The sequence below is a fragment of the Paraburkholderia sp. D15 genome (genome assembly GCF_029910215.1).
GTDB lineage: Bacteria > Pseudomonadota > Gammaproteobacteria > Burkholderiales > Burkholderiaceae > Paraburkholderia.
This window is the reverse complement of record NZ_CP110395.1, coordinates 767,172-785,193: the sequence shown is the minus strand read 5'-3', so window position 1 is coordinate 785,193 and position 18,022 is coordinate 767,172. Positions and strand designations below refer to the sequence as shown.

14 protein-coding genes are annotated in these 18,022 nt (G+C 64.4%); 7 read left to right on the top strand and 7 right to left on the bottom strand.

What is annotated here, in order from left to right; genetic code table 11:
* Nucleotides 1-86 precede the first annotated feature (86 nt).
* Entirely contained in the window at nt 87-1,112 is a 1,026-nt protein-coding gene (locus tag LFL96_RS03390; protein ID WP_280998010.1) for a helix-turn-helix domain-containing protein, read from the bottom strand.
* 876 nt (nt 1,113-1,988) lie between these two features.
* On the opposite strand from LFL96_RS03390, the gene LFL96_RS03385 reads away from it, so the two are divergent.
* The 4 genes from LFL96_RS03385 (at nt 1,989) to LFL96_RS03370 (ending at nt 7,624) form a co-directional block, all read left to right on the top strand.
* Nucleotides 1,989-4,184 carry a hypothetical protein gene (locus tag LFL96_RS03385; protein WP_280998008.1) on the top strand — a complete coding sequence of 732 codons (2,196 nt, stop codon included), beginning with the start codon at nt 1,989-1,991 and terminating at the stop codon, nt 4,182-4,184.
* A 147-nt stretch (nt 4,185-4,331) separates the two neighbouring features.
* Nucleotides 4,332-4,457 (top strand): hypothetical protein, encoded by a 126-nt coding sequence (locus tag LFL96_RS03380; RefSeq protein WP_280998006.1) that lies wholly within the window; start codon nt 4,332-4,334, stop codon nt 4,455-4,457.
* Between the two features lie 83 nt (nt 4,458-4,540).
* On the top strand, nt 4,541-4,993 hold the full coding sequence (locus LFL96_RS03375; RefSeq protein WP_280998004.1) for a GDP-mannose mannosyl hydrolase: 453 nt from the start codon (nt 4,541-4,543) through the stop codon (nt 4,991-4,993).
* 153 nt (nt 4,994-5,146) lie between these two features.
* Entirely contained in the window at nt 5,147-7,624 is a 2,478-nt protein-coding gene (locus LFL96_RS03370; RefSeq protein WP_280998002.1) for a PIG-L family deacetylase, read from the top strand.
* Nucleotides 7,625-7,667: 43 nt separating this feature from the next.
* Here LFL96_RS03370 and LFL96_RS03365 read toward each other — a convergent pair whose 3' ends face one another.
* Nucleotides 7,668-8,720 carry a glycosyltransferase gene (locus tag LFL96_RS03365; RefSeq protein ID WP_281000537.1) on the bottom strand — a complete coding sequence of 351 codons (1,053 nt, stop codon included), beginning with the start codon at nt 8,718-8,720 and terminating at the stop codon, nt 7,668-7,670.
* On the opposite strand from LFL96_RS03365, the gene LFL96_RS03360 reads away from it, so the two are divergent.
* The gene (locus tag LFL96_RS03360; protein WP_281000902.1) at nt 8,661-8,804 is read left to right on the top strand and encodes a hypothetical protein; all 144 of its coding nucleotides are present in this window, start codon (nt 8,661-8,663) and stop codon (nt 8,802-8,804) included. The two genes, LFL96_RS03365 and LFL96_RS03360, sit on opposite strands and share 60 nt — an antisense overlap.
* Nucleotides 8,805-9,602: 798 nt before the next feature.
* Here the strand turns inward: LFL96_RS03360 and LFL96_RS03355 are convergent.
* Nucleotides 9,603-9,911: a hypothetical protein gene (locus LFL96_RS03355; RefSeq protein ID WP_280998000.1), complete on the bottom strand. Its 309-nt coding sequence runs from the start codon at nt 9,909-9,911 to the stop codon at nt 9,603-9,605.
* Between LFL96_RS03355 and LFL96_RS03350 the strand changes: the two genes are divergently transcribed.
* Entirely contained in the window at nt 9,874-11,571 is a 1,698-nt protein-coding gene (locus LFL96_RS03350; RefSeq protein WP_280997998.1) for a hypothetical protein, read from the top strand. The genes LFL96_RS03355 and LFL96_RS03350 overlap by 38 nt on opposite strands.
* Before the next feature lie 311 nt (nt 11,572-11,882).
* Here LFL96_RS03350 and LFL96_RS03345 read toward each other — a convergent pair whose 3' ends face one another.
* The 4 genes from LFL96_RS03345 to LFL96_RS03330 all read right to left on the bottom strand — a co-directional run bounded on the left by LFL96_RS03345 (nt 11,883) and on the right by LFL96_RS03330 (nt 16,976).
* A complete protein-coding gene (locus tag LFL96_RS03345; protein WP_280997996.1) occupies nt 11,883-13,367 on the bottom strand; it encodes an MFS transporter in 1,485 nt (494 codons plus the stop codon).
* A 168-nt stretch (nt 13,368-13,535) separates the two neighbouring features.
* Nucleotides 13,536-14,780 (bottom strand): CaiB/BaiF CoA-transferase family protein, encoded by a 1,245-nt coding sequence (locus tag LFL96_RS03340; protein ID WP_280997994.1) that lies wholly within the window; start codon nt 14,778-14,780, stop codon nt 13,536-13,538.
* Nucleotides 14,777-15,883, bottom strand: coding sequence for a hydroxymethylglutaryl-CoA lyase (locus LFL96_RS03335; protein ID WP_280997992.1), 1,107 nt, complete (start codon nt 15,881-15,883; stop codon nt 14,777-14,779). Before LFL96_RS03335 ends, LFL96_RS03340 begins: the two co-directional genes overlap by 4 nt.
* Before the next feature lie 199 nt (nt 15,884-16,082).
* Complete coding sequence (locus tag LFL96_RS03330) at nt 16,083-16,976, bottom strand: LysR substrate-binding domain-containing protein (RefSeq protein WP_280997990.1); 894 nt, start codon at nt 16,974-16,976, stop codon at nt 16,083-16,085.
* A 320-nt stretch (nt 16,977-17,296) separates the two neighbouring features.
* Here LFL96_RS03330 and LFL96_RS03325 point away from each other — a divergent pair, with 320 nt between their 5' ends.
* Nucleotides 17,297-17,959 carry a LysE family transporter gene (locus LFL96_RS03325; RefSeq protein ID WP_280997987.1) on the top strand — a complete coding sequence of 221 codons (663 nt, stop codon included), beginning with the start codon at nt 17,297-17,299 and terminating at the stop codon, nt 17,957-17,959.
* Nucleotides 17,960-18,022: the final 63 nt, after the last annotated feature.

Sequence of the window (18,022 nt, the reverse complement as noted above, 5' to 3'; positions counted from 1 at the left end):
ATTCCTTATAGTTCCGACAAAACGACGGAAAAACTTGCCGCCGGCCACGCATCGCGTCGCGTCGCCCGGCGCTCGACCCGTGCGTGTTATTCGCCGACCATGCGGCGGCTCTGAATCCGGAATTCGGTGGGGGAAATTCTCATGCGCTTGCGGAACACTTTCGCGAGGCGATCGCCGTTGCCCATGCCGGTGCGCCGGGCGATCTTGTCGACCGGCAGTTCGGATTCGGTCAGCAGGCTGCAGGTCACGGCGAGGCGTTCGTGCAACAGGAAACTGGAAGGCGTGATGCCCATTTCCATCTTGAAGCGGCGCAGGAAGTTGCGTTCGCTCATCGCGGCGAACTGGGCGGCGTCGGCAATCGAAATGGCTTGCTGGCAGTTTTCCTGCAGCCAGCGCGCGGCGGCGCGCACCTTGTCGCCGGGGCTCAGCGCGCCGTCCTCGCCAAGCAGCGGCGCGAGATTCGAACAGGAGTCCGCCAGTAGACGTTCGGCGACCGTGCGGGCAGCGGCGCCGCCGAGATCGCGCTTGATCATCGCGAGTGCGCTGCGCATCGATTCGAGGCGGTCGCCGGCGTCGGCGCCGGTGCCGGTGCCATTGCCGTTACCGTTTCCGTTACCCGCTTCCACGGGACGAACGGCGGACGGGTTCGGCTGAGCGCCGAACTCGCCATCGCGCCGGCTTTCCGGCAGATAGGCCGCGTCGAGCAGCGCGCGGCCTTCCGCGATCGGCCGGATCATGCCGGTATTACGACGCACGCGACGCAGCCAGGCGATCAGGCGTTCGTCGCCGGCCGCGGCATTCGCGCCCTTGCCACCCGCCACGTACAGCGCATCGAAACCGCCGTAGTGCCGTGCGTCGAGTCCATCGGTCCAGACCCGCAGCGCCGAGGAAGAAGTCACCATGCCGCCGTCGGCCGACAGAAACGACACGTCGTACAGCCAGCCGCCGGAACCCGACGAGGCCAGCTCATTCGCGACCTGGAACACCTCGGCCACCACGCCCGCCCCTTGCAGCGAACAGTCGTTGAACATGAGTATCGCGATGCGACGCATTCCCTTGTTCGGAGCGTGCACCCAGCGCAGCATTGCAGACTCGAGACTCGCGCAGGTCATAGTCATCCTCGTCAGAAAAACGGAGCTACTTTCACCTTGAACGGCTGCACAAAGGGGCCAACTCTGTGCAGTGCATCATAGCCACCGTAAATCAAGCATTTAGCCGCCATGACCGATGAAGCAGACATGTTGGCGTGCGCTTGGGGTGGCCGGGCAGTGATTTTCGGAACGATTCTTCCCGTTCCGGATTTTTAGCGAATTAATTGCCGATTCCACATATCAATGAATTGGCATTGTGCGAATCTTAATGCAAATAAAAAGGCTATTTCGTTCGCCAGCACACATACTGTCGCTACTCGAAAAAACGGACTTGCAATCCGTTCCATCCACCGACCGGCCTATTTGAAGTGACTTTTTCTCGTGTTGGCAGGACAATGAGACCAGCTTCCTTTCATGCACCAATATTCGTCAGGCTGACGCCGTCCAGCCTTTCCTCCGACGATAAACGCGACGCACGCCATTAAGGAATTACATCGCCTAATATAAGCACTTCAGCGCTCGAGCAAATTATTTAATTGGTTGTTATTCGATCTGCTGAATATAAAGGCAACGATTAATGTTTCAAACGTGAAACACGGAAATAAGGCCGCTTTAGCCGACCGGCAATAGGCGGACCCATGGCGGAATGTGTCGGTTGGAAGACGGTGGATTTCCGCCAGGCGATTGCGGAAATGCACTATGTTGTTTGCGCAACAGGTGCTTGCACGATGCCGGCGGCGGCGGGTCTGACCTGGTGCGCTAGCCATCCGGCGACGACCGCGCATGCAAAAACGGGACGGGGAAAACATGTCGAAAGAACGGGAATGTTGCACGCGGCGAGCACTCGCCGGCAGCCGGGCTGCGCGCCGGACATCACGCCCTGGCGGGGTCCGCGCGATGGCCGTCGCCGCGCTTCTCGCGTGGCTCCCGGCGGCTCACGCAGCGCCCGAACTCAAGGAAGGCGTAAAGGCAAACTTCACCGCCGACGGCCGCACGTGGGCCACCTGCGCGGCGGAAAACGGCACCTGCCGCTTCGACGGTACGCGCGACGTGCTGTACGGCACGACGACGCAATACGTGGTGAAAACATTCACGGGCAGCGCCGACTGCAATAACGGCGTGTTCGGCGATCCCGCACCCGGTGCGGATAAACGCTGCGCGGTCGCACTGACGGAAAAGCGCGCGGAGGCCGGGCCAAAAGGTGGAGCGACATCCGCTGCCGCCGCCACGATTTCCGTTCCCGCCGCTGCCGTGGCCATCGAACTCAAGGCGCCGCCGGGCCAGGGACTGCGCTGCGCCGCGCCGGCCTCGCAGGTGGCGACCAACGCCGACGGTCCCTTGCTCGAAGCGGACACACCCAGCGACGGCACACGCCTGTTCGCCAGCGCCAAGCCCTTCGCGCTGGTATTCGTCACACGACCCAGGCAGAGCGACACGCTGAGCTGGCAGATCCGCGATAGCTGGAACGCGGTGCGCGCGAGCGGACGCTTCGCGGTGCCGGCCGGCGCCACGCTCGCCGCGCTCAGTTGCGCGTCCAGCGTGGCGGGCTACTTCGCCGTCTCCGCCACGCTCGAACGCACGCATGGACAACTCGACGCGCGCGGCACACGCCCCGCCGGCATCGCCACTTTCGGCGTGCTGCCGGACACCGCCGCCGCATTGCCCGTGGTGCGTTTCGCGTTCGAGGACCAGCATCGCTTCGGCGGCCAGGGGACCGCGTATCTCGCGCCGGGTCAGCATTGCTGCGATGGCGACGGCTATCGCCCGGTCTATACGGCGCTCGGCCTTTCATGGGTGAACGACAACCGCAACTGGTACGTCGAGGAGCCGAAGCAGGCGAACACCTTCAATCCGTCGACCAAACAGCTCACGCCGTACTTCCAGCGCGGCGACATCATGCGGCTGATCCAGCTCGACGGCATCCCCGGATGGGCGAGCCCGACCGGCAAGGCAACCCATAGCTACGCGCCGGTCTCGCTCGCGCAGATGAAGGAGTACATGACGCGGGTCGGCGCCGAATCGAACCGCGTGCGCACCACGTACTTCCCGCAGCAACGCGACAACTACTATCAGGTGACGTGGGAACCGGACGCCGATGGCGGCCTGCCGTGGCGCGACAGCGACGCCAACTTCATCGCGATGTACAAGGCCGTGTGGGAAGGCATCCATCAGACCGATCCGCATGCGGTGGTGATGGGGCTCACGTATTCGTCGGTGCAGGGCAACGTGAAGCTGATGCGGCGGCTCGGTCCGCAAGGCATCGGCCGCTATATGGATGGCATGTCGATTCACGGTTACTACGACATCGGCACCTCGCCCTCCCATCCGCCGGAACGCGTGAACGATGCCGGCAACGAAGGCACCTTGCCGGGCGCGTTGCCGGCTTCGATGCGCGCGCTGCGTCACGAGATGCGTCTCTATCTGAAGCCCGGCGCGCCGCTTTTCGTGACCGAGACCGGCATCAGCTACGACATCGGCGCGTCGTACGGCCGGAACTATCCGGGTGCCAACGTGCTGTACGCGCAAGCCGCCGTGGTCGCGCGCACGCATCTGATCCTGCTCGGCGAAGGCGCCGACATGACCTACGTGTTCTATCTCGCGGACATGCCGGATGCCGCGCCCGGCTACGGGCTCTTCTTCGAACTCGATCATCCGACCGGCACGTACGGCCCCACGCGCATCAGCCCGAAGCCCGCCGCGCTCGCGGTCGCGGCCCTGACGCGAATGGTCGACGGCACGGTGACGCTCGGCCCGCTCAAGGCGCTGCCCGCGGGCGTCTACGGCTACGCGTTCCAGCGGCTCGGCGGCGGCCGGATCGTGACCGCGCTGTGGACGCACGACAACGACGCGTGGTCCGCCAAAACCGGCTTCGACGCGAGCCGCACGGTGGACTACCGGCTGCGCGTCGACGCACCCGGCACCTCCGGCAACCTCAGCGTGTTCGACATGATGGGCAACGTGTCGAGCGTGCCGTATCGCGACGGCGTCGCCGCGCTGAAGCTTACGGCCGCGCCGGTCTATGTCGTGTCCGGCAACGCGGCCGTTTTCAAGGACGCCGTCACCACGCCCGAGGGCTATGTTGCGCGCCAATGACGCCGTAGCGGCGCGTTCGGACGGTACTTCGGCGAACGATGACAGTGCCGGTGAGGATTGGCGCACATAGCGGCGCGCACGCGCGGGTTAGCATCAAATTTGTCTCGACGATGCTGACCTCCGGATATGAACGGCTTCGAGTGGATCATGCTGGTTCTCGCTGCAATGGTCGGCGCGTTTCTCTTCGCGACGATCGGCGCGGTGCTGCTCGCGCTGTTCCTCGCGAACGTGTCGGGCCGGCTCGCGCGGGAAGACGAGCAGCGCGACTATTGACGGCGACTGCAGACGGCGATTGCCACTGTTAACGATCAATTTTTAGAACGCCGGCCGGCATGCCCGGGCGCGCGGGGGAACCTATGCTGACCGCGATGGACTTTCTCGACATCGTCCGACTCACGCCGCTGATCGCGATCGACCTGATCGTTCGCGACGACGAAGGGCGCGTGCTGCTCGGCCATCGGCGCAACCGTCCCGCACGCGGCACATGGTTCGTGCCGGGCGGGCGCATTCATAAAGACGAAACGCTCGACAGCGCGTTCGCGCGGATCGCCGACGCCGAACTCGGCATCGCCGGATTGCAACGCTCGACCGCGCGTTTCGAGGGCGTGTTCGAACATCACTACGGCGACAACTTCGCCGGCGAGCCGGACGTGTCGACGCATTACATCGTGCTGGCCTATACGCTGACGTTCACCAGCGCCACGCCGCTTGGACGGCCGGACCAGCACAGCGATTACCGTTGGCTGACGCCGGTGGAGCTGCTTGCGCGGGTGGATGTTCACGACAATACGAAAGCCTATTTTCGCTAGCCGGCGCGTGCTTGCACGTGATCGCACTTAATCGCACTTAATCGCACGTAATCGCGCGTAACCGGCGCCCCCCTCGCCGACTGTGGCCTTCCCCACGTGCCGACCTATTCCGCTGAAGTATGATTGAGCCCTCCTTCAGGGCATCGAGACATCATGCGATCATCGGCAACCAGGCTCGTTCGCGTTTCATCGTTTGCTTTGCTTGTTCTTCTGCTGTTCACCCTGTCGCCACGCGCGGCGCGCGCGGCCGACTGCACCGCCGGCACGCTCGTCACCGTGGTCGCCCATCTCGACGACGACCTGCTGTTCGTCGATCCCGCCATCGCCGAACGCCTCGACGCCGGCTGGTGCATCACCACCGTGCATCTGATCGGCGGCGCCAACGGTGCGAATTTCGCCTACGTGCAGACGCGCGAGCGCGCATCGCGGCTCGCCTACGCGCGCATGGCGCACGTGCCGAACGAGTGGATCGAAACGAACGTGACGTTTGCCGGCAAGCTCGTGCATCAGATGGTGCTGAAGGCGAAACCGCAGATCCGCCTGCTCGAATTTCGTCTGCCCGGCGGCGCCGTGCGCGGCGGACGCGTGCCGCTCGGCCTGTTGTGGGAACAGCACGCGACACTCACCAGCTATCCGATGAACGCGAACGGCAGCGAGCGCGTGCAGTACGATCGCGAAGGTCTATCGGCCGCGCTGCGTGTGATTCTCGAACCGGCCACGCTGATCTATACGCTCAATCCCGATACCGTGCCGTTCATCGAGCATCCGGATCACATCTATAGCGCGCGGATCACGCGGCACGTCGCGCAGACGCTCGGCCACAGCGTGCCGATCGTCTATCACCTGACCTATCCGACCGGCGGCTTGCCCGCCAATCTGCCGAGCGCCGAAGTGCAGCGCAAGCGCGATATCGTCGCGAGTTATTTTTCGATCGACGGCAGCGAGTACTCGCATGTGTTCGGCGAGTTTCAATGGGACGGCAACTGGGTCGCGCGCCGCTACGCGTTCGCGGATCGCAGCGATCATCGCCTCGCGGATTTCGTCGTCCACCCGATCCAGCTTTTCAACGCGGCCGCGAGCCAGTGCCTGACGGCCGCGGGCACCGGCCGCGCGCCGACGCTCGCCGCCTGCAACGGTTCGGCGAATCAGCAATGGCGCTGGGAGCCGGTCACCGTTTATCCGGGCAACACGCGCAACGCCGCCCTGGTGAGCGTGGCCACATCGCAATGCATCGCCGAGCGCGACGGTTATCTGGTCGGCGAAACCTGCGATCAATGGGATCTCGCGCAACGCTGGACGCCGTGGGATTTCGGCCTCGTCTATACACCCATGCGTCATTGCCTCGGCGAAACCGGCGGCAAGCTCACCATGCGCGGTTGCGCGGCGCTGACCACGCGTTTTCGCTGGGCGTCGACGCAGCACACGCAGGCGAACGATCTGCGGCTCGCCACCGCGATGGCCGGCGACGTGAACGGCAAGGGCGAGCAGTCGGCAGTGTACGTACAGCGGCAAAAAGACGGCCCCGGCTTCGGCGTGTACGTCGCATCGCTGACGAAAGCCGCGCCGCCCGCGCTGTGGTACGCGAGCACCGTGCCGTTCGATCCGCAGGCGAGCGCGCCGAGTTGCGGCCGCGACGCGCTGTGTTTCGACAGCGCGCGTTTTCTGCTCGGCGATTTCGATGGAGACGGTCACGCGGATTTGATGGTCGTCACCGCGCGCGAAGGCGGCACGGCATTCTGGCTGCTGCGCAGCGCGGGCGATCACTTCGACGCGCCGCGCCTGTGGCTGCAAACCAGCGCGGCGTTCAAGCCGGACGCGACGCAGCAGTACGTCGCCGCGGATTTCACCGGCACCGGCCGCGCCGGCGTGTTGATCGCGCAGAAGCGGGCCGATAGCGGACTCGATCTGTGGCTTGCGGCCTCGCAAGGCAAGAGCGGCACGGAGCCGACGCTGCTCGCGCAGGCGAAAAACCTCGCGGCCAACGCCAACTTGTTGACGCTCGGGAAGGCAGGCTCGCGCGCCTCGCTCGTCGCGCTTGAAGAACATGGCGAACAATTGACCATCACGCCGATCGCCAACGACGGCACGCACATGACGATCGGCGAGCGCAAGCCGCTGCCGGCGAGTTTCGTCGCCGGCTTCGTGAAGGCGATCACGGGCGCGGTCAACGGCGACGGCGCGAACAAGGACACGCTGATCCTGCTGAGCCCGCATCTCGACGGCGCCGACGACGATGCATTGATCGATGTCGCCACGCTCGATATGGACCATCTGGCCAATGCCGCGACGGGCGCGGCGAGCAACGCGCCGGCCTTCACGCCGGTCCATGCCGCGACATTGCGTGGTCTGTCGTGGTCGGACGTGTCGCCGGTTTTCGTGCACGACAAACGCCAGACCGCGCTCGTGCTGTATCGGCGCGTCGACGCGACACTGGGGAATTTCTACTACACCGGCGGCGCACCGGCCTTGACGTCGTATCCGGTGGAAACGCCAAGTCAGGCGACTCAAGCGAATCAAGCGAATCCCGCGAGCCAAAGCGGCCCGCGTCTCGCACTCGGCGCCGCGCAGGAATTGGGTGAACTGCCGGGATTGTTTTCGGAGACGCTGCGTATCGACCGCCTCGCTCAGTGAGCGCGGGCGAATCGATACGCAGGAAGCACGGGGAACTTGAAGATCAGGCGGAGATTTGCAGCGGCTGCACGAACTGCCGCGCGATCGTCATATAGCGGTCGGCGGTATCGTGCAGCGTGTAGCCCGACAGTTGACGGTCCGCGCGCGGCATGTCGAGCGCGTGCAGCAGCGCATTGCCGTACGCGTCCGGATCGGCGGTATCGACGAGGCTGACGCTGCCGAACGCCGTCGCGAAACCAAACGACGCGATCCGGTTCGCGACCACCGGAATACCCGACGCCAGCGCTTCCAGAAAGCCGATGCTCTGCGCCTCGAAGCGCGACGGCATCGCGAACACGCGCGACGACCGCAGGATCGCGGCGACATCCGAACGCGGTCCACACACCTGCACCTTGTCCTGCAAGCCAAGTTCCTGAACCAACGCCACCACGGCCGCGTGATAGTCGAGATCCTCGATGACGCCGCATAACAGCAACCGCGCGGCCGGCTCGGACCGCAGCACGCGTTCGAACGCGCGCACCGTATGGAGCTGGCTCTTGCACTCCATATAGCGGCCGAGCTGAACGATCTGCTTGGCCGGTACTTCGAGCGCCGGCGCGGACAGGTCGTCGTATTCGGCGAACTGCGACGCGTCGACGCCATTGGGGATCACCACCATCGACGGATGCCGGCCGATCTCGCGCAGGTAGTCGTCGAGATTCTGTTGCGACACGCCGATGATCGCCCGCGCGCGACGCGACAACAGCCGTTCGGCGCGCTTGAGCATGCCGTTCTCGAAGTCGTTGACTCCCGAATGCATGACCCACGCGATCGGCGTATGGACCGGCAGGAGGCGCACGTACATCGCGGCGAGCGTCGCATGCGCGATGATGAAATCCGGCCGGAACCGGCGCACCACCCGATAGAGATGCAGCAGTTTGCCGATCCGTCCATAGCGCGCTTCGGGAAACATGCAGGTGACGCCCGCAGCCTGCAGCTCAGCACGAATGTCCGCGAAATCGGACTGCTGCGGAAGCAGCGATGTCATACAGACTTCATGTCCGCCTCGCTGGTGATGAATGGCAAGACCTTTGACGAGTACTTCTGCCCCGGACAAGCGCGGTGCGAGGACCAGTTGAAGAATTCTCACGATTTATCTCTCTGGATACCGCCTGTTTTGCGCAACGAAAAAGAAACCTGACCATCGGGTGTGGACCCTGAACGATGCCGGTTTCCCCTCAGCTTTTATCTGGCGCGCACCTGGACCGGCGCGCGTCATGGTCTCCGTTAAACAGCGACAGTTCCGCAGCGCGGCTCACGTCGCGAAGAAACCTTACACCGAAGATACAGCGCTTCTCCGCCAACTCCAAGGCGTCCGCCGCTACGCAATGCGCGCTAACGCCCATTTCTCTGCGGATTGCGGGCCGCTCACCTGTTTAGTTATCCGTTTCATCTCCGTTCGACCCCATTTCAATCTGGCGGAAAAAGACAGATATCTCCTTACATATTTTTTCATCGGATCAATGCAATTAGTACTGCCTGTTTGTTCATACGTAACGACTCGTTACTTTTTTTAAACAGACTAATCGGTAAGGTGACGGTCGTTTGTTCCCAACCGCTGTTTTATGTGACTTACAGCACAGTAAAAGATGCATTGATCAGTGCAGCGAATTCGCGCACTGCGATGCACGGCGCTGTGCTGCATCAGGTTGGTGGTTTTCGTCTTATCTTCCCCCGGTCGTCTGTTTCCGCCAACGCGACGCAAGTCACGGTGAGTCGTCTCGTGCCTGTTTTGTCTGACGTGAAGTTCGTTGAAGAGAAACGCGTTTGGAGCCGACAACCCGGGAAGACCTCACCCTGGCGCAAATGGACAGTTGCGCCGCCCGATGGCCAGCGTCGACGAGTCGTGTCGGCCGGTCTGCGAATGAACCCCGTTGTTCGTTTGGTCTCCTGACGCGCGGTGCGCGACGAGCCGAACGGATCGCAAGCAACGCAAGGCTTACAGATCGATGAAATCGCAACTTCTTCTGCTCTCCTCGCTATCCTCTCTCTCGCTCGTACTCGCAGCCTGCGGCGGCGGTGGCGGCGGTAGCGGCACCAGCACCGCGGCAGCCCAGACGGCCGGCGGCACGACCGCCAACGGCACGACCGGTTCGAGCACGGCAAGCAACGGCGCGACGACGAACAGCACGCTGAATGCGGCGGGCACCTCGAACGCGGCGATGACCTGCGCCGCGCCGGCCACCTCGTCGGGATCGGGCAGCGCCACGTTGTCCGCCGACACGCCGAGCGCCGACGGCACACGCATCTTCCCGTCGGGCAGCACGTTCCAGCTCGTCTTCAACACCAACGTGCAGGGCGCCGACACGCTGAACTGGTCCGTCACGGACACGCTGGGGCACGTCGCGGCAAGCGGCAGCGCGCCGGTGCCGGGCGGCTCGAACGCGATCACCCTGAACTGCTCGTCGACGCTCGCCGGCTATTTCGCGGCCACCGGCACGCTCGCGAAGAACGGCGGCCAACTGCCGCAAGCCGGCACGCGTCCGGTCGGCATCGCGACCTTCGGCGTGCTGGCGAATCTGTCGGGCGTGGTGCCGGCGGTGACGTACGCGCGCCAGGAGCAGCATCGCTTCGGCATGCAGGGCGCGAACGACAACGGCCCGCTGCTCGCGGACCTCGGCATTTCGTCGACGATCGACGATCGCCAGATGTCGACCATGGAACCGAATGGCGCGAACACTTTCAATCCGTCGTCCAGCACGCTCGATCCGTTCTACAAGTCCGGCGACGTGATGCGGCTGATCCGCCTCGACGGTATTCCCGCATGGGCGAGCGGCACCGGCGCGTTCCAGGACGACGTCAGCGTGCCGACCAATCTGTCGTACTACCAGAACTACATGAGCCGCGTCGGCACCGAATCGAACACGATCCGCTCGACGTACTTCCCGCAGCAATCCGCGAACTACTACCAGGTGACGTGGGAGCCGAACGAGTTCTGGACCGACACGGATGCCAATTTCGTCGCGCTGTATCAATCGGTTTATCAGGGCTTGCATTCGACCGATCCGAAGGCCGTGGTGATGGGCCCGACCGACGCGTTCCCGAGCCTGACCACCACGCGCCTGAAGCGCCTCGCGCCGCTCGGCTTCGGGCAGTACATCGACGCGGTGGCCACGCACGGCTACTACGACGCGGGGACGTCGCCGTCGCATCCGCCGGAGCGTTACGACAGCGATCCGTCGACCGCGTCGGGATCGCTGCGTGGGCAGATGCAGGCACTACGCGCTGAAATGGCGACCGACTATCGGCCGGGAATGAAGTTGTTCTCGACCGAGGCGGGGATCAGTTATGACCTGGGCAGCGCTTATGGGCCTAACTATCCGACGGCCAATGTGCTGTATGCGCAGGCTGCGGTTGCTGCGCGGATGCATATCATTACCTTGGGTGAGGGGGCTAATCAGACTTATGTGTTCTATGGGGCGGATTATCCGGGTGAGGTCGGGTACGGTACGTTCTTCGATCTGAATGATGCGCAGGGCGCGTTCGGGGCTAGCAATATCAGTCCTAAGCCGGTGGCCATGGCTTTGAGTGCCATGACTCATACCTTGGATGGGACGACTACGCTTGGACCTGTGAATGGGGCGCCTAACGGTGTTTATGCGTATGCGTTTCAGCAGCTGAACAATGGGGCTGTCATTACCGCGCTTTGGACGCATAACAATAATGCGTGGAGTGCTGGCAGCGGGTTTAGCTCGACTTATAGCGTGCCTTATACCCTTGCCGTCGATGCGCCGGGCACCAGCGGTACCGTTAAGGTCATCGATATGATGGGGAATGCTTCTACCGCGAGCTATAGCAATGGGGTGCTTACGATTCAGCTTACTGAGTCGCCTGTTTATGTTGTGTCTGGTAATGCGGCTGTCGCGCAGAGTCATTCCACCGTGCCGGTGGGGTATGTGGGGATGTGATTCTGGGTTTTTTTTGGCCTTTCCTTGTATTGTTAGTGGTCTATTTGCGTTGCCCCTGTGCGGGGCGGCACTTACTCTCTTTGCCGCGGCAAAGAGAGTAAGCAGAGAAAGCCGCTTCAACCCGCTAGCTCATAAGCGGGCACCTCGCGCAGTACCCGTAGTGGTACATCTGGAATCCGTTCCCTCGCGCATTCAACCTTCGTGACACAGCAGTCATTCTTCCGGCGGCGCTTCGCGCGCCCTCGCGTTTTGTCGTTGCCGTGCTTCCTGGTTTTTCTGGGTTCTCTGGTTCTCTTCTCTTTCTCGTGGTTTTACCTCGATAGGTCTTCCAGTGAGACGTCGCGGGTTCTTGGTCCCAGGAGGCCGATCGCTATCATCACGATCGCCATGGCGCCCGAGATGAAGACGAAGACGCCGTTCACGCCGAAGCGGCTCAGGCAGGCTGCAATCACGAATGCCGAGAACATCGCCGATATGCGGCTCCACGAGTAAACGAAGCCGACCGCCCTCGCGCGGATGCCCGTCGGGAACAACTCCGCCTGGTACGCGTGGTAGCTGTACGAAATGATGTTGCCCGCCAGCACCAGGCACACCCCCAAGCTCACCAGTAATACCGTCTCCCGCGCCTGACTGAAGGCCAGGCCGCACACTACGTTGACCGCCGCCATGGCGATGATCACCGTCTTGCGCTCGAAACGGTCGGCGATCAATAAACCCAGCAACGGCCCCAGTGGTGCCGCAATCGCGATGATGCTCGCGTACATCAAACTGGTCGTCACCGTGATCCCCTGCTTGATCAACAAGGTCGGTATCCAGTTCGCGAATCCGTAATAGCCCATCGTCTGGAAGACGTGGAAGATGATCAGCATCAACGTGCGCCGGCGGTACGGGGGCACCAGCAAATCGCGAAACGCCGCCCGCGCGCGCACCGGTTCAGGTAATGCCGGCTCCGGCAACGGCTTGCCGTACTCGCGCTCCACGCGCGCTTCGAGTCGTGTCATCACCGCGTCCGCTTCGTCGATCCGGCCTTTCTGCGCCAGCCAGCGCGGACTCTCCGGCAACCGCCGGCGAATCCACCACACCACCGCCGCGCCCGCTACACCCGTTAGTACGACGAGGCGCCAGCCGTCGATGCCGAAGTAACGGTGTGGCACCAGCAGATACGATAGAAACGCGACGATCGGCACCGCGCAAAATCCCACCGCCTGCGAACACGCCGACGCTCGCCCGCGCACATGCTTCGGCACCAGTTCGGAAATGTACGTGCCGATCGTCACGATCTCCACGCCAATGCCAACGCCCGCGATGAAGCGCCAAAGGTTCAGCCCCAGCGCCGTGTCCTGAAACGCCATGACGATGTTCGCCGCCGTGTACCACAGCAGCGACCACGTGAAGATCGCTCGACGCCCGAAACGGTCGGCCAAAAATCCACACGCCGCCGTGCCGATGAACAACCCCGCGAATAACGCGGCGATGAAACTCGCCACCCCGCTGCTGCCGAACAGGCCCCGCGTGGTCGCGGTGAGAATGCCGCTGCGCACGAGCCCCGGCGCGATATAGCCGGAGAACATCAGGTCGTACAGCTCGAAGAACAGCCCGAGGCTGAGCAACATCACCAGCTTCCAGATCGAACGCGTCGCAGGTAACCGGTCGAGCCGCGCGGAGATGCGCGCGCCGTCCAATGCAATGCCGTCGGCACGCTCGCCGCTCGACATGCCCGCGCCCGCTGACACACCGCCCAGCGCGCCGGCATCGCCGAGCGCCGTCGCATACGCCGCCTGATTTGACGATTTCATCGTCTGTCTCCATTGTCGACCGGTGGGGGCGCGTCAGCGCTCATGCCGGTCCATCTAATACGGTTGCCGACCTCCGGTCTCGCCGCCGGATGAGATCGATCGATTACGTTCCATGCCTCGCGCGACACGCATGCGAGACTCGCGCATCAAGCGCGCGCCATGCATGTATCAAGCTGCCTCGCGCGGCGCCTGCGCCGCGCCGCTAGCCAGCGCCGCGATCTGGGCGTCGTCGTAGCCCAGATCGCGCAGCACCTCGGCGGTGTGCTCGCCGATCTTTGCGATCGGCCGGCGTGGCGGCAGGCGCGCGCCATCGAGCGAAACCGGCAGCAAGGGCATGCCGGTTTCGCTGCCGTCGTCGAGCGTCAGGCGCGCAAGGCCGCCGGTCTGGTTCAGGTGCGGATCGTCGAACAACTCCTCGGGCTTCGTGATCGACGCGAACGGAATATGGTCGCGCTCGAACAGCGGCACCAGCGACGCGCCATCGCGCTCGCGCAACGTCTCGCCCAACGTTTTCAGCAGCCACTCGCGCGCCAGCACGCGGTCGTTGTTCGTCGCGAGACGCGGATCGGCCAGCAGATCCGCGCGGCCAAGAATCGCGCACAGCGCACGCCATTGGCCGTCGCCGGTCGCGGCGATGAACATCTGTTCTTCGTTGGCCAGCGTGAACACGTCGTACACGGCCCACGCGCTGATGCGCTCGGGCATCGGCGCCGCCGGCACGCCCGTCGCGGCATATTGCTGCATGTGCTGAGCGGACAGCAGCACGCAGTTCTCGAACAACGCACTCTGCACTTCCTTGCCGCATCCGCTCGTGTGACGTTCGTGCAGCGCGGCCAGCACGCCGATCGCCCCGAACATGCCGCCCATGATGTCGTTGACCGAACTGCCCGCGCGCAACGGTCGGCCCACCGGGCCCGTCATGTACGCGAGGCCCGCCATCATCTGCACGACCTCGTCGAGCGCGAGACGGTGTTCGTAGGGACCGCTCAGAAAGCCCTTGTGCGACACGTAGATCAGCTTCGGGTTGCGCTCGCGCAGCGACGCGCAATCGAGCCCGAGACTCGCCATGCGGCCGGGCTTGAAGTTCTCGACGAACACGTCGGCGGTATCGACGAGCTTATGCAGCGCGGCCAGTCCCGCTTCGCTGTCGAGATCGAGCGCAACGCTCTTCTTGTTGCGGTTGAAGGTGCGGAAAAAGCCCGCGCCGGTACCCAGCAAACGACGCGTACCGTCGCCGCGCGGCGGCTCGACCTTGATCACCTCGGCGCCGAGATCGCCGAGAATCATCCCGCAGGTCGGTCCCATCACCATGTGCGATAACTCGACCACGCGAAGGCCGGCGAGCGGCAACGAACGAGGCTGAGGCTGCGTCCGGGGCTCGGCCGAAGACGATACGGAAGATGGCGTAGTCATTGAAGCACCTGTGATTCGGGAGAGTCGGAGGAGGAACCGGCGGAAGAACCGGCGCGAGGACGAGCGGCCGTGAACTGCTTCGGCAAACCGGCGCGCGCCAGATAGCCGTACAGCGGCTCGCCGGGCAACGCGTCGGCGAGCACCGCGCGCGAAGCGAGCAGCCGCGCGATGTCGATGCCGGTGTCGTAACCCATGCTGTCGAGCATGAAGACGAGGTCTTCGGTGTTGACGTTGCCGGTCGCGCCCGGCGCATGCGGACACCCGCCGAGACCGGCCAGCGAAGCGTCGAATTCGCGGATGCCGTGTTGCAGGGCAATCAGCGTGTTGGCGAGGCCAAGGCCGCGCGTGTCGTGAAAATGCAGTGAGCGCAGCCTGTCGCCGGCCGCGCCGCGAACCACCTCGATGATCTCGCCGACCTGACGCGGCGTTGCTTCGCCGGTGGTGTCGCCGAGCGCGATCACGTCGGCGCCGGCCGCCACGGCAGCGCGCGCGATCGCGGCGACATCGGTAGAGGGCACCGCGCCTTGCAGCGTGCAGCCGAACACCGTCGACAAACCGGCGATCAGTTCGACGCGCCGCCCGCGCGTTCCGGCGCCAGCCGCTGCGCCAGAGCTTGCGCCGCGATCTGCGTCGCGGCTGGCATCGCCACCTGCGCCTGCACCTACGCCTGCACCTGCAACCGCCTCCACACCGCGCCCCGCGCTGTCGATCAACTCGCGCATCGCGGCAAACGCGTCGATCATCTCGCCAGGCGTCTTGCGCACATTCGCGAGGCTGTGCGCGGCGCTCACGGAGATCGGCGCGACGATGCGGTGCACGCCGGCTTCGAGCGCCCGTTGCGCGCCCTTGAGGTTCGGGACCAGCGCGGTGACGATCAGATCGTCGTAAGTCAGCGCATGGGCGATGACGGCATCCGCGTCGGCCATTTGCGGCAGCCATTTCGCCGGCACGAACGACGCGACTTCCATATGCCGCACGCCGGCTGCATAGGCCGCGTCGATCCAGCGCCGCTTGAACTCCGTGGGCATGATGCGGGCAATGCTTTGCAAGCCGTCGCGCAGACCGACTTCGGTCACGACGACGCGCTCCTGGGTATCACTCATGATGTCGAATCCCAACCTTTGAAGGTCGCTTTGAATGTAGGGGACGAGGCAACTGAGTGACAGCGTGCACGCGCCGGAGCGCACGGCAAAGTCTGCGATGGCGACGCACTCCATCGCCGCTCGCGATGGCCGCTCAGGCAGACGGGGCGGCCTTGCGCCGCCGCAAAGGGGAAACCCTTAAGGGCTTTTCAGAAGCGCTTCAAAGCGCTCGCAGCAGATGATCGAGCAGATGCGAGGCCGCGAGCGTCAACGCCTGACGGTCGCGCACGCAAATCACGAAACGCCGCTCGGCCCACGCTTCGCGCAACGGCACGGCGACGATGCCGTATTCATCGGCGGCATGCCGGGGCAGCGCTTCGCGCGGCAGGATCGCCACCGCGAGGCCGGCCTGAATGAAGCGGTAGGCGGCGTCGAAGGTCGAGACGTAGGTGCGGTAGTTCAACTCGCGGCCCTTCTCCACGGCGATGCGCTGCATCAGCGCATTCACCGACGCGTTCGACGCGAGCCCGAGATGATCGAACGCCAGCGTCTGCTCGAAGCCGATCGCCGCCTCCCCCGCGAGCGGATGCGCACGCGGCACGATCAGCGCAAGATGATCGGCCCGGTACGGCAGCACGTCGAGACTGCCCATCGGCACGACGTCGCGGCAGATGCCGAGATCGGCGACGCCCTCTTCCAGGCCGCGCACGATCTCGGCGCTCACGCGCTCCTCGACGTCCACGCGAATCCGGGGATTCGCCGTCAGGAACGACGACAGCGCCTCGGGCAGAAACTCCACCATCGACGACACGTTCGCCAGCACGCGCACATGGCCGCGCGCGCCCGCGGCATATTCGCTGAGCTCGGCCTGCAGACGCTCATGGCCTCGCATGATGAGCCGCGCGTGGCGCAGCAGCGCCTCGCCGGCCGCGGTCACGCGCACGCCGCGCTGGCTGCGCGACAGCAACGCAACGTCGACCAGCGCCTCCAGATCGGCCAGCCGCTTGCTGACCGCCGACGGCGCGATGAATTCGCGCTCGGCCGCACGCGCTATCGTGCCTTCTTCGCAGACGGCGATGAACAGGCGCAGGGTCACCTGATCGATTTGCCACATGAGCGGGCGTGTTCCAGGAAGTGAGGTCCGAAAATTATGCCCGAGGACAATCCGGCGAGCGGCGCTCCCAGGGTATCCACGGCTGCGGCACTCACGGTTGCGCGATGGCTCGATCGCTTGCTCGATCGCTTGCTGGATCGCTTAAACGCCGCGCTCGATGTCCCGCAACGCGAACCGCCTTGCCCGGGTTTTTAAGTCTGGCTATGCTGAGTTCCTTCCCGCCCGCATGCCCGCGCGATTGACGTCGTCGGCTCATCGGGAAGCGCCGACGCGAAACACGTCGAGCAACAGCGCATCACAACAATCGATCAGGGGTTCCGATGTCCACCATCAGTCTCTTCTTCACCGCTGCCGGCGTCGGCCTCGCGATCGCCGCGCCGGTCGGCCCGATGGGCATGCTCTGCATTCGCCGCACCCTGACGGGCGGCCCGCGCGCGGGACTCGCGATCGGACTCGGCATAGCGAGCGGCGACGCCGCCTATGGCTTGATCGCGGCGCTCGGGCTCGTCGGCATTTCGCAGTTCATGCTGGCTTACGACCGTCCGTTGCACCTGCTCGCCGGTCTGTTCCTGCTGTATCTCGGCATGCGCACCCTGCTGCAGAAGTCGCCCGTCGAGCCGGATGCGACCGGCAACGCGAACGTCACGGACGCGGCCGACGGCAAGCTCTCGCAGGTCGGTCGCGCCGGCGCCCTGCGTGCCTACGCCAGCTCGCTGCTCCTCACGCTGACCAACCCGCAGACCGTGATCATGTTCGCCGCGCTCTTCACCACGCTCGCGCCGCGCGGCGCGTTTTCATCGACGATCGCCTTGACCACCGTCGGCGGCGTGTTTTGCGGCTCGATCGCCTGGTGGTGCTTCCTCGTGACCGTGGTCTCGCTCGCGCGCCACGCGATCGGCGCGAAACTGCGCGTGGCGATCGACCGCGTGGTCGGCGTCACGCTCGCGGCCTTCGGCGTGGTCGAGATTCGGCGGGCGCTTTAGCCATTCCACACGCGAGCGGCGCGGTTTTGCGACAATAGCGCCTTTCGCCGCTCGCCCGCGCAG

What these genes read in the sequence shown, in the direction of transcription:
- LFL96_RS03390 (WP_280998010.1), bottom strand. Translation starts at nt 1,112, where the DNA reads ATGACCTGCGCGAGTCTCGAGTCTGCAATGCTGCGCTGGGTGCACGCT.
- LFL96_RS03385 (WP_280998008.1), top strand. Translation starts at nt 1,989, where the DNA reads ATGGCCGTCGCCGCGCTTCTCGCGTGGCTCCCGGCGGCTCACGCAGCG.
- LFL96_RS03380 (WP_280998006.1), top strand. Translation starts at nt 4,332, where the DNA reads ATGCTGGTTCTCGCTGCAATGGTCGGCGCGTTTCTCTTCGCGACGATC.
- LFL96_RS03375 (WP_280998004.1), top strand. Translation starts at nt 4,541, where the DNA reads ATGCTGACCGCGATGGACTTTCTCGACATCGTCCGACTCACGCCGCTG.
- LFL96_RS03370 (WP_280998002.1), top strand. Translation starts at nt 5,147, where the DNA reads ATGCGATCATCGGCAACCAGGCTCGTTCGCGTTTCATCGTTTGCTTTG.
- LFL96_RS03360 (WP_281000902.1), top strand. Translation starts at nt 8,661, where the DNA reads ATGTCCGCCTCGCTGGTGATGAATGGCAAGACCTTTGACGAGTACTTC.
- LFL96_RS03355 (WP_280998000.1), bottom strand. Translation starts at nt 9,911, where the DNA reads ATGCGTGTGCCGTCGGCGCTCGGCGTGTCGGCGGACAACGTGGCGCTG.
- LFL96_RS03345 (WP_280997996.1), bottom strand. Translation starts at nt 13,367, where the DNA reads ATGAAATCGTCAAATCAGGCGGCGTATGCGACGGCGCTCGGCGATGCC.
- LFL96_RS03340 (WP_280997994.1), bottom strand. Translation starts at nt 14,780, where the DNA reads ATGACTACGCCATCTTCCGTATCGTCTTCGGCCGAGCCCCGGACGCAG.
- LFL96_RS03335 (WP_280997992.1), bottom strand. Translation starts at nt 15,883, where the DNA reads ATGAGTGATACCCAGGAGCGCGTCGTCGTGACCGAAGTCGGTCTGCGC.
- LFL96_RS03330 (WP_280997990.1), bottom strand. Translation starts at nt 16,976, where the DNA reads ATGTGGCAAATCGATCAGGTGACCCTGCGCCTGTTCATCGCCGTCTGC.
- LFL96_RS03325 (WP_280997987.1), top strand. Translation starts at nt 17,297, where the DNA reads ATGTCCACCATCAGTCTCTTCTTCACCGCTGCCGGCGTCGGCCTCGCG.